Source organism: Aeromonas sp. CA23 (genome assembly GCF_002587065.1).
GTDB classification, from domain to species: domain Bacteria; phylum Pseudomonadota; class Gammaproteobacteria; order Enterobacterales; family Aeromonadaceae; genus Aeromonas; species Aeromonas bestiarum.
The window spans coordinates 3,234,157-3,248,756 of sequence record NZ_CP023818.1 but is presented as its reverse complement, the minus strand read 5'-3'; the positions used below and the strand labels follow the sequence as shown (position 1 = coordinate 3,248,756).

At 59.2% G+C, this 14,600-nt stretch carries 14 protein-coding genes; 7 read left to right on the top strand and 7 right to left on the bottom strand.

The genetic code is table 11. From position 1 onward, the window contains the following. Positions 1 to 103: 103 nt before the first annotated feature. The 4 genes from CK910_RS15200 to lrp form a co-directional block, all read right to left on the bottom strand. The gene (locus CK910_RS15200) at positions 104 to 1,447 is read right to left on the bottom strand and encodes a replication-associated recombination protein A (RefSeq protein ID WP_098983865.1); all 1,344 of its coding nucleotides are present in this window, start codon (positions 1,445 to 1,447) and stop codon (positions 104 to 106) included. Between the two features lie 70 nt (positions 1,448 to 1,517). Further along, positions 1,518 to 2,126: an outer membrane lipoprotein chaperone LolA gene (gene lolA / locus CK910_RS15195; protein WP_043556901.1), complete on the bottom strand. Its 609-nt coding sequence runs from the start codon at positions 2,124 to 2,126 to the stop codon at positions 1,518 to 1,520. A gap of 72 nt (positions 2,127 to 2,198) precedes the next feature. Next, complete coding sequence (locus CK910_RS15190) at positions 2,199 to 4,721, bottom strand: DNA translocase FtsK (protein WP_098983864.1); 2,523 nt, start codon at positions 4,719 to 4,721, stop codon at positions 2,199 to 2,201. A gap of 201 nt (positions 4,722 to 4,922) precedes the next feature. Next, positions 4,923 to 5,414: a leucine-responsive transcriptional regulator Lrp gene (gene lrp / locus CK910_RS15185; protein ID WP_005300047.1), complete on the bottom strand. Its 492-nt coding sequence runs from the start codon at positions 5,412 to 5,414 to the stop codon at positions 4,923 to 4,925. A gap of 150 nt (positions 5,415 to 5,564) precedes the next feature. Here lrp and ald point away from each other — a divergent pair, with 150 nt between their 5' ends. The 3 genes from ald to CK910_RS15170 all read left to right on the top strand — a co-directional run bounded on the left by ald (position 5,565) and on the right by CK910_RS15170 (position 9,117). Beyond that, positions 5,565 to 6,680: an alanine dehydrogenase gene (ald, locus tag CK910_RS15180; RefSeq protein ID WP_098983863.1), complete on the top strand. Its 1,116-nt coding sequence runs from the start codon at positions 5,565 to 5,567 to the stop codon at positions 6,678 to 6,680. A gap of 181 nt (positions 6,681 to 6,861) precedes the next feature. Further along, complete coding sequence (gene trxB, locus CK910_RS15175; RefSeq protein ID WP_043135959.1) at positions 6,862 to 7,812, top strand: thioredoxin-disulfide reductase; 951 nt, start codon at positions 6,862 to 6,864, stop codon at positions 7,810 to 7,812. Between the two features lie 57 nt (positions 7,813 to 7,869). Then, the gene (locus CK910_RS15170; protein ID WP_043135955.1) at positions 7,870 to 9,117 is read left to right on the top strand and encodes a diguanylate cyclase; all 1,248 of its coding nucleotides are present in this window, start codon (positions 7,870 to 7,872) and stop codon (positions 9,115 to 9,117) included. A gap of 104 nt (positions 9,118 to 9,221) precedes the next feature. Here CK910_RS15170 and CK910_RS15165 read toward each other — a convergent pair whose 3' ends face one another. Beyond that, positions 9,222 to 9,692 (bottom strand): glycine zipper 2TM domain-containing protein, encoded by a 471-nt coding sequence (locus CK910_RS15165; RefSeq protein WP_043135952.1) that lies wholly within the window; start codon positions 9,690 to 9,692, stop codon positions 9,222 to 9,224. A 19-nt stretch (positions 9,693 to 9,711) separates the two neighbouring features. Between CK910_RS15165 and aat the strand changes: the two genes are divergently transcribed. The 3 genes from aat (at position 9,712) to infA (ending at position 11,419) form a co-directional block, all read left to right on the top strand. Beyond that, positions 9,712 to 10,419 carry a leucyl/phenylalanyl-tRNA--protein transferase gene (gene aat, locus CK910_RS15160; protein ID WP_098983862.1) on the top strand — a complete coding sequence of 236 codons (708 nt, stop codon included), beginning with the start codon at positions 9,712 to 9,714 and terminating at the stop codon, positions 10,417 to 10,419. Continuing rightward, complete coding sequence (locus CK910_RS15155) at positions 10,416 to 11,132, top strand: arginyltransferase (protein ID WP_043135946.1); 717 nt, start codon at positions 10,416 to 10,418, stop codon at positions 11,130 to 11,132. Before aat ends, CK910_RS15155 begins: the two co-directional genes overlap by 4 nt. A 68-nt stretch (positions 11,133 to 11,200) precedes the next feature. After that, complete coding sequence (infA, locus tag CK910_RS15150) at positions 11,201 to 11,419, top strand: translation initiation factor IF-1 (RefSeq protein ID WP_005300033.1); 219 nt, start codon at positions 11,201 to 11,203, stop codon at positions 11,417 to 11,419. Between the two features lie 67 nt (positions 11,420 to 11,486). On the opposite strand, the gene clpA is transcribed toward infA, so the two are convergent. Both clpA and clpS read right to left on the bottom strand, forming a co-directional pair. Continuing rightward, a complete protein-coding gene (gene clpA, locus CK910_RS15145; RefSeq protein WP_043556842.1) occupies positions 11,487 to 13,739 on the bottom strand; it encodes an ATP-dependent Clp protease ATP-binding subunit ClpA in 2,253 nt (750 codons plus the stop codon). A gap of 60 nt (positions 13,740 to 13,799) precedes the next feature. Continuing rightward, positions 13,800 to 14,117 carry an ATP-dependent Clp protease adapter ClpS gene (clpS, locus tag CK910_RS15140; RefSeq protein WP_005310725.1) on the bottom strand — a complete coding sequence of 106 codons (318 nt, stop codon included), beginning with the start codon at positions 14,115 to 14,117 and terminating at the stop codon, positions 13,800 to 13,802. A gap of 229 nt (positions 14,118 to 14,346) precedes the next feature. Here clpS and cspD point away from each other — a divergent pair, with 229 nt between their 5' ends. Further along, on the top strand, positions 14,347 to 14,565 hold the full coding sequence (cspD, locus tag CK910_RS15135) for a cold shock-like protein CspD (protein WP_005300025.1): 219 nt from the start codon (positions 14,347 to 14,349) through the stop codon (positions 14,563 to 14,565). Positions 14,566 to 14,600 lie beyond the last annotated feature (35 nt).

Here is a 14,600-nt window from a genome sequence, read left to right as displayed (position 1 = left end):
ACCACAGCGGCAAACCGGTACCTGAACTGCCTCATTTGAACAAGTGCATTCAGGGGCCACAGGTCTGCCGACAGGGCTGGTCGAGGGCGCAGGCGACGGCCTGCTACTTGCCCCTTTGTTGCGGGCTCTGCCGGTCCAGCTCATGGAGGTAGTCAAGCTTCTGGGCTATCTGCTTCTCAAGACCGCGATCCGTGGGCTGGTAGTACTGCTTGCCCGCCAACTCCGGCGGCAAATACGCCTCGCCGGCGGCATAGGCCCCCGGTTCGTCGTGGGCATAGCGATACTCGGCGCCATAGCCCAGCTCGCTCATCAGCTTGGTGGGGGCGTTGCGAAGGTGCGGCGGCACCTCGAAGTCGGGCAGGTTTTTGGCATCGTTGAGCGCCGCCTTCCAGGCGGTGTAGACCGCATTGCTCTTGGGGGCGCAGGCAAGGTAGACGATGGCCTGGGCGATGGCACGCTCCCCTTCGGCCGGGCCGATGCGGTGGAAGCAATCCCAGGCCGACAGCGCCACCTGCATGGCCCGCGGATCGGCGTTGCCCACGTCTTCCGAGGCGATGGCCAGCAAGCGGCGGGCGATATACAAGGGATCGCAACCGGCGCTCACCATGCGGGCGTACCAGTAGAGGGCCGCATCGGGGGCGGAGCCGCGAATCGATTTGTGCACCGCCGAGATGAGGTCGTAGAAGTGATCGCCACCCTTGTCGAAGCGCGCCACGTGCTCCCCCACCACGGCGGCGAGCAGGGCGCTGTCGATCACTCTCTTCCCTTCGCCATTGGTCTCGGCCATGTCGGCCAACAGCTCCAGATAGTTGAGGGACTTGCGCCCGTCGCCATCCACGGCTTTGGCCAGCGCCGCCTTCACCCCGGAGGCGAAGGCCAGGGTCGGATCATTGAGACCGCGCGGATCCTGCATCGCCTGATCGATCATGGCGAGTATGTCCTCCTCTTCCAGCCGCTTGAGCAGATAGACCCGGGCCCGGGAGAGCAGTGCGTTGTTGAGTTCGAACGAGGGGTTTTCGGTGGTGGCGCCGATGAAGGTGATGGTGCCGTCTTCGATGTGGGGCAGAAACACATCCTGCTGGCTCTTGTTGAAGCGGTGTACCTCATCCACGAAGAGGATGGTGCGCACCCCGCGCCAGCTGTTCTCCTTCGCCTTGTCGATGGCGGCGCGGATCTCCTTGATACCGGAGGTGACCGCAGAGAGGCGCTCCACCTCGGCCTGGCAGTAGTGCGCCATCAGCTCGGCCAGCGTGGTTTTGCCGGTACCGGGCGGGCCCCACAAAATCATCGAGTGGCAGTGGCCGGCCAGTATGGCTTTGCGCAGGGGCTTGTCAGGCCCCAGGATATGCTGCTGACCTATGTACTGGTCGAGGTTTTGCGGCCGCATCCGGGCCGCCAGCGGGCGAAAATCCGACGAGAAATCCAGCGACAAGTTGCTCATCTGCATTGACCATCCTGCGTCATAGGGGTCGCCAGCAGGAGACGGCCCGACGAGACATCCAAAGAGAGATTGCTCATCAGCGCTGGTCGTCCAGCTCGACCCCCTTCGGGATCTTGAACACAAACTCATTGCCCTTGAGCACCGGCTTGCGGTTGAAGCTGCTCAGGGTGAATTCGCTCCACTGCCCCTGGGCCTCTTTCACATCGAAGCGGCTGATGTTGTTGTCGCGATCGAAGGTGACGCGGAAGGAGGCGATCAGCTCATCCTTGTTGCGGCTGGTGACGGTATAGACGTCACCTTGCTGGGTCACGTCATAGTTTTTCCAGAACTTGTCGTCGTTGCCGGCGATCAGGATGAAGGGGGTGTTGAGCACCGCATCCTTGAGTTTGAGGGCGGTCACCTGCTCGACGAAGGGATCGTAGACCCAGACGTCCTTGCCATCGGCCACGATCAGGCTCTCGTCCGGCGAGGTGGTGTGCCAGTTGAAGCGATTGGGGCGCTGCACCAGCAGGTCACCGCCGGCCTTTTGCAGCTCCTTGCCCTTGCTGTCATAGACAGTCTGGGCAAACTTGGCGGAGAAGAGGCTGACACCCGCCAGCTTCTGCTTGAGGTCGCTGGCCGCATCGGCCCACACCTGGCTGCTGGCGACCAGCAGCACGGTTCCCATCAACAGTTGTTTTTTCATCATGCTTTTCATAACGACGATCTCGATAAAAGGCCACGCCGCGAGGGCATGGCCAGGATAGTGGGATGAGGCTTAGTCTCGTACCGGGGGCGGTGCCAGCACGTCGCGCTGACCATTGCCACCTGGCGAACTGACGATGCCCTGGTTTTCCATCTGCTCGATGAGACGAGCGGCCCGGTTGTAACCAATCTTGAACTTGCGCTGCACGCTGGAGGTGGAACCACGGCGGGACTCCACCACGAAGGCCACCGCCTCGTCGAACAGGGGATCCAGCTCTTCATCGCCGCCCCCGCCAAATTCGCCGCTGCCACCCTCGCCGCCCGACTCGCCGGAGAGGATCTCCTCTATGTAGTTCGGCTCGCCGCGCAGTTTCCAGTCCGCCACCACCTTGTGCACCTCGTGGTCATCGACGAAGGCGCCGTGCACCCGGGTCGGGTTGGAAGTACCGGCCGGCATGTAGAGCATGTCGCCCATGCCGAGCAGGGATTCGGCGCCGCCCTGATCCAGAATGGTGCGCGAGTCGATCTTGCTCGACACCTGGAACGAGATGCGGGTCGGAATGTTGGCCTTGATGAGGCCGGTGATCACATCCACCGAGGGACGCTGGGTCGCCAGAATGAGGTGAATACCGGCGGCCCGCGCCTTCTGGGCGATCCGGGCAATCAGCTCCTCCACCTTCTTGCCGACGATCATCATCATGTCGGCGAATTCGTCCACCACCACCACTATGTGGGGCAGCTTCTCCAGCTCTGGTGGCATCTGATCCATGGAGTCGCCCGGACGCCATAGCGGATCCCGCAGGGGCTCGCCCTCGGCAGCCGCGGCCAGCACCTTGTCGTTGTAACCCTTGAGGTTGCGCACCCCGACCGCCGACATCAGCTTGTAGCGACGCTCCATCTCGCCCACGCACCAGCGCAGCGCGTTGGCGGCATCCTTCATGTCGGTGACCACCTCGGTCAGCAGATGGGGGATCCCTTCGTAGACCGAGAGTTCCAGCATCTTGGGGTCGATCATGATGAAGCGCAGATCGTCCGGCGATGACTTGTAGAGCATGGAGATGATCATGGTGTTCACCCCCACCGACTTGCCCGAACCTGTGGTACCGGCCACCAGCAGGTGCGGCATCTTGGCCAGATTCACCACCACCGGTTCGCCGGCAATGTCCTGACCCAGGCCCATGGTGAGCGGGTTGCGACTGTCACGGAAGGCCTCGCAGTCGAGGGTCTCGCGCAGGTAGACGGTCTGGCGCACCCGGTTGGGCAGCTCGATGCCGACGAAGGTCTTGCCCGGGATCACTTCCACCACTCGCACGCTGCTGGCGGAGAGGGAGCGAGCCAGATCGCGCGACAGGTTGGTGATCTTGCTCGCCTTCATGCCCGGCGCCAGATCCAGTTCGAAACGGGTGATGACGGGGCCCGGATAGACACCGACCACTTTGGCCTGCACGTTGTAGTCGGCGAGTTTTGCCTCCACCAGACGGCCCATGCGGTCCAGCTCGTCCTTGCTCATCATCTGGGTCTTGGCAGGCGGCCTGTCCAGCAGCTCCAGGCTCGGCAAGGGCGCCATGCCTGGCTGTGGACGACGCTTGGGCTTGCTCGGCGCAACAGCGAACGGTGCGGCCACATCATCGTCACCCTCGGCCCAGGGCAGATCGAACTCTTCATCCTCGTCATCGGCCGTGGTCAGGGCTGGCTGGCGACGGGCAGTGGCAGCAGCGGCGCGCTTGGGCTTGGCCACGGGCGCCGGCTCGTCGTCTTCATCATCAAATTGCGGATCGAACTGGAAGGTGTCGTCATCGAGCTCGGGCAGCCACTCATCGGACTTGGCCTTCTGGCCCTTGCCCGCCTTGCCCTTGGGATTGCGGGTCCAGCTGGTGTGAGGATCGTCCTCTTCATCCTCTTCCAGCTCGATGGCACCCAGCCCCCCTTCCAGCAGGGGATCCGGTCCCTCAAAACGGGGCTGACGCCAGCCGCCGGTCAACCAGCGACCCAGGGTGGTGGGGAAGTGGTAAACCGCGCTGACCGAGCCAGTGCAGGTGGCACCGATCCGCTCGACTATGGTGAGCCAGGACCAGCCGGTGAACAGTGTGATGCCGGTGGCCACGAAGCAGAGCAGCATCAGGTTGGCCCCGACGCCACCAAACAGCGGCACCACGGCGGAGGAGATCACATCCCCGACCAGGCCGCCGGCGGAAAAATTCTGCATGTCGTTGAAGTTCATGCTGGCGATGGCGGACATGCCGAGCACGGTCAGCACGAAACCCACTATCCGTACCGACAGGGTAAGGTAGTCCACGTCCAGCAGCCGGCTCGGGCGCCAGAACAGGCTCCAGCCCAGCAGGACGACCAGGGGGGGAACCAGATAGGAGAAGGCCCCAAAGGTGAACATGGTGATGTCGGCGAGCCAGGCCCCCGCGCTACCGGCGAGGTTCTTCACCTCCCCTTGCCAGGAGGTCTGGGACCAACCGGGATCGGCCGGGTGATAGGACAACAGGGCAAGCAAGAGATAGGCAGCCATCAGGGTGATGGCGATCAAGACGGCTTCGAAGATCCGTTGTGTACCTGATAAAGGAGTAAACAGCTTTTTATCGGCCAAACTCCGGCTCCTTTCTGAAAACATGTAATGCAGGGGATAAGGGGGCCTAGTATCCCTGAAAAGCCCACCGATTGTCAGCCAGTGCCTGATGGGCTGGGCCATATTCACAACCAACGCGATAAGAAGAAACGAGCGGACCGGCCGCTCGTTTCTGACTGTCGTGACTTGTCATAAGCCTGGCAAGCCACAGCATAACCCAACTCAACGGGTGCTGATCACCAGACGACTGCTCTGTTTGACCTCTTCCATCACCACGTAGGTGCGGGTGTCATTGACACCGGGCAGTCGCAGCAGGGTTTCCCCCAGCAGGCGACGATAGGCCGACATGTCGCTGACGCGGGTCTTGAGCAGATAGTCGAAATCGCCGGAGACCAGATGGCACTCCTGGATCTCTTCGAGCACCTGAACAGCCTTGTTGAACTGTTCAAACACATCCGGTGCACCGCGATTGAGGGTAATTTCCACGAACACCAGCAGAGACGCGTCCAGATAATGAGGGTTCAGAATAGCGGCATATCCCTCGATATAACCTTGTCGCTCGAGGCGACGAACCCGTTCCAGACACGGTGTAGGACTCAGGCCAACTCGTTTGGACAACTCAACGTTCGAAATCCTGCCATCCTTTTGCAGCTCATTCAGAATGTTGCGGTCAATCCTGTCCAAATCCTTTAGCCGACTCTTAGCTTCCATCATTTTATTCCATCCTTTGGCTATTTTTTGGTAAGAATCACCAGTCATTTTATAATTATGGTCACAAATCCTGTCAATACCTGAATATACTAGGCGCAAATGTTGCTTAACATTTTTGCAACATAAAACACCAATCGATAGACGAGGGATAGCATGATTATCGGTGTACCTAAAGAAATAAAAAACCATGAATATCGCGTAGGCATGGTTCCGGCCAGTGTACGTGAACTAACAGCACGAAACCATACTGTTTTCGTCCAAAGCGGCGCCGGAAACGGCATTGGCTTCGGTGATGCAGATTATCGCGCTGCCGGTGCCGAAATTTTGGCCTCCGCCGCAGAGGTTTTCGCCAAAGCCGAGATGATCGTCAAGGTGAAGGAGCCCCAGGCCGTCGAACGCGCCATGCTGCGCCCGGGCCAGACCCTCTTTACTTACCTGCATCTGGCGCCCGATCTGCCCCAGACCCTGGAGCTGATCAAGAGCGGAGCCATCTGCATCGCCTACGAAACCGTCACCGACGGCCGTGGCGGCCTGCCCCTGCTGGCCCCCATGTCGGAAGTGGCGGGACGCATGTCTATTCAGGCGGGTGCCCAGGCGCTGGAAAAATCCCGTGGCGGGAGCGGCATGCTGCTCGGCGGCGTACCCGGGGTCGAGCCAGCCAAGGTGGTGATCATAGGGGGTGGCGTGGTGGGTTCGAACGCAGCCCGCATGGCCATTGGCCTACGTGCCGATGTGACCATACTCGACAACAATGTCGACACCCTGCGCCGCCTCGACAGCGAGTTCCAGGGAGCCGCCAAGGTGGTCTACTCCAACCGCGAGACCCTGGAGCTCCATCTGCTGGCGGCGGATCTGGTCATCGGTGGCGTGCTGGTGCCCGGCGCCACTGCGCCAAAACTTGTCAGCCGTGACCACATTGCCCGCATGAAACCGGGTTCTGCCATCGTCGATGTGGCCATCGATCAGGGCGGCTGCGTGGAGACCTCCCACCCGACCACCCATGAAGATCCCACCTACCTGGTCAACGAAGTGGTGCACTACTGTGTCGCCAACATGCCGGGGGCGGTAGCCCGCACCTCAACCGTGGCCCTCAACAACGCCACCCTCCCCTTCATCATCAAGCTGGCGGAGCAAGGCTATCGGGAGGCACTGCTCAAGGATGCCCACCTGCGCCACGGACTCAACATCATGGCCGGTCACGTCACCTGCAAAGAGGTGGCCGAGGCCCATGGCCTGGCCTGCACAGATCCGCTGACCTTGTTGAACTGATCGCCGCCCCGCCCGGGGAGTCGATGAGTCAGAATCCGCCCGCGATGGGCGGTTTTTTTATGCCCGAATGCACGCCAGCCCGCACCGACAGTCGATTGCCACAATCGACTCACTGGCCTTTGACCCCGGATCTCGAATTACCTACAATCGCGCAAACTCATCACGTCTCGGAAATCACATCATGAGCCAAGTCACTCACAGCAAACTGCTGATCCTGGGATCAGGCCCGGCCGGTTACACCGCCGCCGTCTATGCGGCCCGCGCCAACCTCAATCCCCTGCTCATCACCGGCATGCAGCAAGGCGGTCAGCTGACCACCACCACCGAAGTGGAAAACTGGCCCGGTGACCCCGAGGGGCTGACAGGTCCGGCCCTGATGGATCGCATGAAAGAGCATGCGGAGAAGTTCGACACCCGCATCCTGTTTGATCACATCAATGAAGTGGAACTGACCCAGCGTCCGTTCCGCCTCAAGGGCGACAGCGCCGAGTACACCTGTGATGCGCTGATCATCGCCACCGGTGCCTCCGCCAAGTATCTGGGGCTGCCTTCCGAAGAGGCGTTCAAGGGCCGCGGCGTCTCCGCCTGCGCCACCTGTGACGGCTTCTTCTATCGCAACCAGGAAGTGGCCGTGATCGGCGGCGGCAACACAGCCGTGGAAGAGGCGCTCTATCTGGCCAACATCGCCAAGAAGGTGCACCTCATTCACCGCCGCGACGAGTTCCGCGCCGAGAAGATCCTGATCAAGCGTCTGCACGACAAGGTGGCGAGCGGCAACATAGTGCTGCACACCCACCAGACCCTGGACGAAGTGCTGGGCGATCAGATGGGCGTCACCGGCGTGCGTCTGCGCAGCACCCGGGATGAGACCACCTCAGAGCTGCCGCTGATGGGGGTCTTCATCGCCATCGGTCACCAGCCCAACACCCAGATCTTCGACGGTCAGCTGGCGATGCAGAATGGCTACCTGAAGGTACGCGGCGGGCTGGACGGCTTTGCCACCCAGACCAGCATCGAAGGGGTCTTTGCCGCCGGGGACGTGGCCGACCACACCTACCGTCAGGCCATCACCTCTGCCGGCACCGGCTGCATGGCGGCCCTCGACGCCGAGCGATATCTGGACGCGCAATAAGCGCAAGGGATATAAAAGGCATGCCGTGAGGCATGCCTTTTTATTTTAAGGAGCCGGATGAAACAGAAAATATTGATTGTCGAAGACAGTCTGACGATCCGCCGCATGTTGATCCAGGCCATAGCACAACAAACAGGTCTGGAAATCGATGCGTTCGATACCCTGGAGGGCGCCCGTCATTGCCAGGGGGAAGAGTATGTGGTGGCCCTGGTCGATCTCACCCTGCCGGATGCCCCCAGCGGGGAAGCCGTCAAGGTGCTGCTGGAACTGGGCCTGCCGGTGGTGATCCTCACCGCCGACATCAGTGAAGACAAGCGGGAAGCCTGGCTGGAGGCCGGGGTGCTGGATTACGTGATGAAGGATTCGCGCCACTCACTGCAATACGCAGTCAGTCTGGTGCATCGCCTCTATCTCAATCAGAAAATTGAGGTCTTGGTGGTCGATGATTCACGCACCTCCCGTCATCGCACCATGGCCCAGCTGCGCAAGCAGTTGCTGCAGGTACATGAGGCGAGCCATGCCCGCGATGCCCTGGCCCAGCTTGAACAGAACCCGGCCATCCGGCTGGTGCTGGTCGACTACTACATGCCGGAGATCGACGGCATCAGCCTGGTGCGCATGCTGCGGGAGCGCTACAGCAAGCAGCAGCTCGCCATCATAGGGATCTCGGTGTCGGACAAGCGCGGCCTCTCCGCCCGCTACCTCAAACAGGGCGCCAACGACTTTCTCAACCAGCCGTTTGAACCGGAAGAGTTGCAGTGCCGGGTCAGCCACAATCTGGAGGCTCTTGAGCAGTTCAACAGCATTCAGGAGTCGGCCAACCGCGACTACCTGACCGGGCTCTATAACCGGCGCTACTGGTTCAATGAGGGACAGAAGTGGTTTGAGGATCATCAGCGCCAGGAGACGCCGCTCGCCCTCTGCGTGCTCGACGTGGATCACTTCAAGCAGGTCAACGATCACTGGGGTCATGCCATCGGCGATCAGCTGCTTTGTCACCTGACCCGGTTGCTCACCCAGTTCTTCCCCGATGCCATGATCGCCCGTTTTGGCGGCGAGGAGTTTGCCCTGATGGTGCCCCATTGCACCGTGCCTGTGCTGCTCAAGCGGCTGGAGGGGCTGCGCCAGCAACTGCGTCAACAGCCGTTGTCACGGGAGATCCCGCTGTTTGCTCGCGCCAGTTTCGGGGTGATCAAGGTCGGGCGCGTCTCCATGGACGAGGCACTGAGCGAGGCGGATCGCCTGCTCTATCAGGCGAAGAACACTGGTCGCGACAAGATAGTGTCTCAGGACTCATCGGCCTGAGCAGACCTCGGCAGATGAGCACCGTGTAGTACCGCCCGACGGATCCTCACTGTGGATGTCGTCGGGTTGCTCCCCCTCTCCCCCTACTTCCTTCCTGGTTCCACTCAATAGGTCTTGTCGACCCGCACCCCATCGTTGAAATAGAGGATGCGCACCTTGTCGCCGTTCATGAATACCATGGCCGGATCATAATCCTGAATGACATTGATGAGCCCGTTCTGCTCGTTGCGAATGAGCAGCTCCACCAGCTTGTTCTCCACCACGGTGCCGCCAGACTGATACTGCTGCGCCGCAGCCGCCCCGGCCAGCGCGCCGACGGCGGTGGCTATTTCACGGCCGTGGCCGCCGCCAAACTGGTTGCCAAGCAAGCCGCCCAATACGGCGCCCCCCAGGGTTTTCCAGCCGGAGTGCTCGGACTCCAGGATCTGACGCTGGGTGATGTTGCGCACCGTCTCGACCTGGCCAAACACCACCTGATCCACGGGCCGCGCCGTGTTACGCTCGTAGACCTGGGCCCAGGCGGGCGCAGTGACAAAGCAGAACAAGCTGGATACTATCAGGATAATGGCCTTCATCTGTGAACCTCTTCGCCTTATGTCTCGCTATCTTACCCAATTGGATGATGAGCAGTGCTGGTTTCCCGACCCCGAGCACGCCCTGGAAGAACCCAACGGCCTGCTGGCGATCGGGGGGGATCTCTCCCCTGACCGATTGCTGGCAGCTTACCACAAGGGGATCTTCCCGTGGAATGAACCCCACCAGCCGCTGCTGTGGTGGTCACCGGATCCCAGAGGGGTCATCATTCCGGAACAGTTGCACGTCAATCGCAGCCTGCGCAAATTTATCCGCCGTACCTCATTCGATATTTCCATCAATCGCGCCTTTAATGAGGTAATAGCGGCCTGCGCCGCCCCCCGTCGCAGTGCCAGTGGAACCTGGATAAGCACGCCCATGATCGACGCCTATCGACAACTTCACCGCCTTGGCCATGCCCACTCAGTCGAGATCTGGCAGGATGGCCAACTGCAAGCCGGTCTCTATGGTCTCTCCCTCGGCCGCCTCTTCTGTGGCGAGTCCATGTTCAGTCGCATCGACAACGGCGCCAAGCTGGCCATGATGGCACTCTGCCAGCACTTCGCCCGCCACGGTGGCGCGCTGATAGACTGCCAGATGCAAAATGACTTCCTGGCCACCATGGGGATCCAGGAATGGCCGAGGGCCACCTTCTTGATGGCCCTGGCCCAACTGAGCCGACAGCCATTGGCGGAAAACTGCTGGCAACCGGGGAGCATCAGCCTATGACAGAAGAAGTGATCCTCAAGGTAGGGCTGACCCCCAAGCATCAATGCAGCTATCTGGGCCATGAGCAGGAGCAACTGCTGGTATTGATGGACCACAACCTGCTCAATGCCAGCGGCTATGAGCGGCTGCTGACGGCGGGATTTCGGCGCAGCGGCAACGACATCTATCGACCTCACTGCCCCGCCTGCAGTGCCTGCCAGTCCCTGCGCATCCACAGCGAGCGTTTCGTGCCGAGCCGCAGCCAGAAGCGGATCCGCCAGTTGAATCAGGACCTGGAACTGGTGCTCAGCTACGACGACAAACCCGAATATTATCAGCTCTACGAGCGCTACATTCGCCAGCGCCACCATGATGGCAGCATGTATCCCCCCAGCCGAACCCAGTACAAGGGCTTTTTGCACTGTGACTGGATGCCGCCCCTCTATCTGGAGATGCGCAAGGACAACCGCTTGATCGGGGTCGCCACCACGGATCTGCTGCCCCACAGCATGAGTGCCATGTATACCTTCTTCGATCCGGCCCATGCCGATCGCTCCCTCGGCACCTTCGCCATCCTGAGTCAGTTGGAACTGGCCAGACGTACGGGTCGTACCTGGTTGTATCTCGGCTATCTGGTGGAGGAGTGTCGCAAGATGAATTACAAGCGCCAATACCTGCCCCACGAGCGCCTGATCCAGGGGGAATGGAAAAATATCGACACCAAGCCCGAGTAAACTTTACACATAGCCTTAAATCCGGCATGATCCAGCGGATTTTTGTTGTGGCTTATCAAGAGGATTCAATGGCTAAAGAAGACAGTATTGAGATGCAGGGCACCATTCTCGAAACCCTGCCCAATACCATGTTCCGTGTGGAACTGGAAAATGGTCACGTGGTTATCGCTCATATTTCCGGCAAGATGCGCAAAAACTACATCCGTATCCTGACTGGGGACAAAGTAACGGTAGCTCTGACTCCGTACGATCTCTCCAAGGGACGTATTGTTTTCCGCTCTCGCTAAGCCAGGAATTCAGCAAAAAACCCCAACCTCTCGGTTGGGGTTTTTTGTCGCTTTCTAACTATGGTGCCTAGTGGGAGACAGCTTCAATATTGACCTGAAAATCAAAGCTGAGGCTGTCATTTACCAACTCAACCTTCACTACCCCCCCATCAACCAGTGATCCGAACAGGATCTCATTGGCCAAGGGTTTCTTGAGGTGTTCCTGGATGACCCGTCCCATGGGTCTGGCTCCCATGGCCCTGTCATATCCCTTCTCGGCCAACCAGTGGCGGACACCCTCGGACACTTCAAGAGACACTCCCTTGGCATCCAGTTGTACCTGCAACTCGACAATGAACTTGTCGACCACCTGATGGATCACCGTCATGTCCAGATGGTTGAACCAGATGGTGTGATCGAGCCGGTTGCGGAATTCCGGGCTGAACGTCTTGTTGATCACCGCCATGGCATCGTGGCTCATGTCCTGTTGCTGGAAGCCGATGGACTTGCGCTGGGTCTCCTGCACGCCGGCGTTGGTGGTCATCACCAAGATCACATTGCGAAAATCTGCCTTGCGCCCGTTGTTATCCGTCAGGGTCCCGTTGTCCATCACCTGCAGCAGCAGGTTGAACACATCCGGGTGCGCCTTCTCGATCTCGTCCAGCAGCACCACTGAGTGCGGATGCTTGAGCACCGAGTCGGTCAACAAACCACCCTGTTCAAAACCGACATAACCGGGAGGCGCGCCAATCAGACGTGAGACTGTGTGTCGCTCCATGTACTCGGACATGTCGAAACGCAGTACTTCCACCCCGAGCGCCTTGCCAAGCTGCTGGGTGACCTCTGTCTTGCCCACCCCGGTCGGACCGGCAAACAGGAAGCAACCCACAGGACGCCGCTCATTGCCAAGACCCGAGCGTGACAGGCGGATGGAGTCGGTCAGCACAGAGATTGCCTTGTCCTGGCCAAACACCACCATCTTGAGGTTGCGCTCCAGGTTCTTCAGCACTTCCTTGTCGGAGGAAGAGACTGACTTCTCCGGGATGCGGGCTATCTTGGCGACTATGGCTTCGATTTCCGGCACATTGATCACTTTCTTGCGCTTGCTCACCGGCAGCAGACGCTGCCCTGCCCCCGCCTCGTCGATCACGTCGATGGCCTTGTCAGGCAGATGACGGTCATTGATGTACTTGGCCGACAGCTCGACCGCAGCCCGGATCGCCTTGACGGTGTAACGCACGCCATGGTGCGATTCGTAACGACTCTTGAGCCCCATCAGGATGCGAGTGGTGTCATCCACACTCGGCTCTACGATATCGATCTTCTGGAAGCGACGGGCCAGCGCGCGGTCTTTCTCGAAGATCTGGGAATATTCCTGGTAAGTCGTCGACCCGACACAGCGCAGCAAGCCATTGGAGAGCAACGGCTTGATGAGGTTGGCCGCATCAAGCTGGCCACCTGAGGCGGCCCCGGCCCCTATGATGGTGTGGATCTCGTCGATGAACAGAATGGCACCTTCCTGGCGCTCAATCTGTTTGAGCAACACCTTGAGGCGCTTCTCAAAGTCACCACGGTATTTGGTGCCCGCCAGCAGGGAGCCCATGTCGAGTGAATAGATGGTGCTGCCGGCAATCACCTCGGGCACATCCCCCTTGACGATGCGATAGGCCAGCCCCTCAGCGATGGCGGTCTTGCCTACGCCAGCCTCACCCACCAACAGCGGGTTGTTCTTGCGGCGACGGCACAGTACCTGGATGGTGCGGCTCAGCTCCTGATCGCGGCCGATGAGCGGGTCGATACGCCCCTCCAGCACCAGCTGGTTCAGGTTGGTCGCAAAGCTCTCAATCTGGGCGGCAGAGACATCGTCATCAGACTCGGCGTTGTTACCGCTGTTATCCGGCTTGCTGTCTTTACGCACCCCGTGGGAGAGGAAATTGACCACATCCAGCCGGCTGATCTCGGCTTTCTTCAGGAAATAAGCAGCCTGGGACTCCTGCTCGCTGAAGATGGCGACCAACACGTTGGCGCCGCTGACTTCGGTATTGCCAGAAGACTGGACATGGAACACGGCACGCTGCAGCACCCGTTGGAAACCAAGCGTGGGTTGGGTTTCTCTGTCTTCATCATCGCGGGGAATCAGCGGGGTTGTTTGACTGATGAATGCGCTAATCTCTTTGCGCATCAGTTCCACATCAGCACCACATGAACTCAGCGCCTCATGGGCTGAGCTGTTATCCAACAGGGCTAACAACAGGTGCTCGACGGTCATGAATTCGTGGCGCTCGTCACGGGCCAGTTTGAAAGCCTCGTTCAGCGTCTTTTCTAGATCTTTATTCAACATAGGCACCTCCCCTCAGTACAGCAACAATGTGGTGTCGTCATCGCCATCAAGTCATCAGATTCAAGCCTTTTCCATGGTACACAGCAGTGGATGTTCGTTGTTACGTGAATAGGTGTTGACCTGGACCACTTTGGTTTCGGCAATCTCGGCGGTGAACGTGCCACAGACTCCCTTACCACTATAATGCACACTCAGCATCACCTGGGTGGCCTTGTCCAAATCCATGCCAAAGAACTTTTGCAGCACCTCCACCACAAACTCCATCGGTGTGTAGTCGTCGTTGTTCAGGACGACCTTGTACATGGGTGGCGGTTGCAGCTTCGTTTTCTCTGCTTGTGCAATCTCTTCATTAGCAAAGAGTTCTTTCTGCTTGCTCATAATCGCGCTTCGGTACCTCTAGATTACTACCGTCTAACACAAGATTGTCAATAGACTTGTTAACCAGATCACATCAGTTGTTAACAACTCCTTGACTCGCTCAAAAGTTAGACTAGATTGGTTACTTGCTAATCGGCGCCCGTCTGCTATGGGCTTATGCTACTAGTTATAAAGGGCTGGCGCAGGTTACTCAACGACTTCAGGGTAATCAATAAAAGGATGTAGATGTATGGCAACCGGAACAGTCAAGTGGTTTAACAACGCAAAAGGATTTGGGTTTATCTGTCCGGAAGGGGGTGGTGAAGATATCTTCGCCCACTACTCCACGATACAAATGGAAGGTTACAAGACCTTGAAAGCAGGTCAGGCAGTCAACTTCGAACTGCAGCAGGGGCCGAAAGGAAATCACGCCTCTGTCATCGTGCCAAACGAAGCACAGAACATGTAAGAGTCGAACTGGATAAATAAAAAACCCGGCTAACC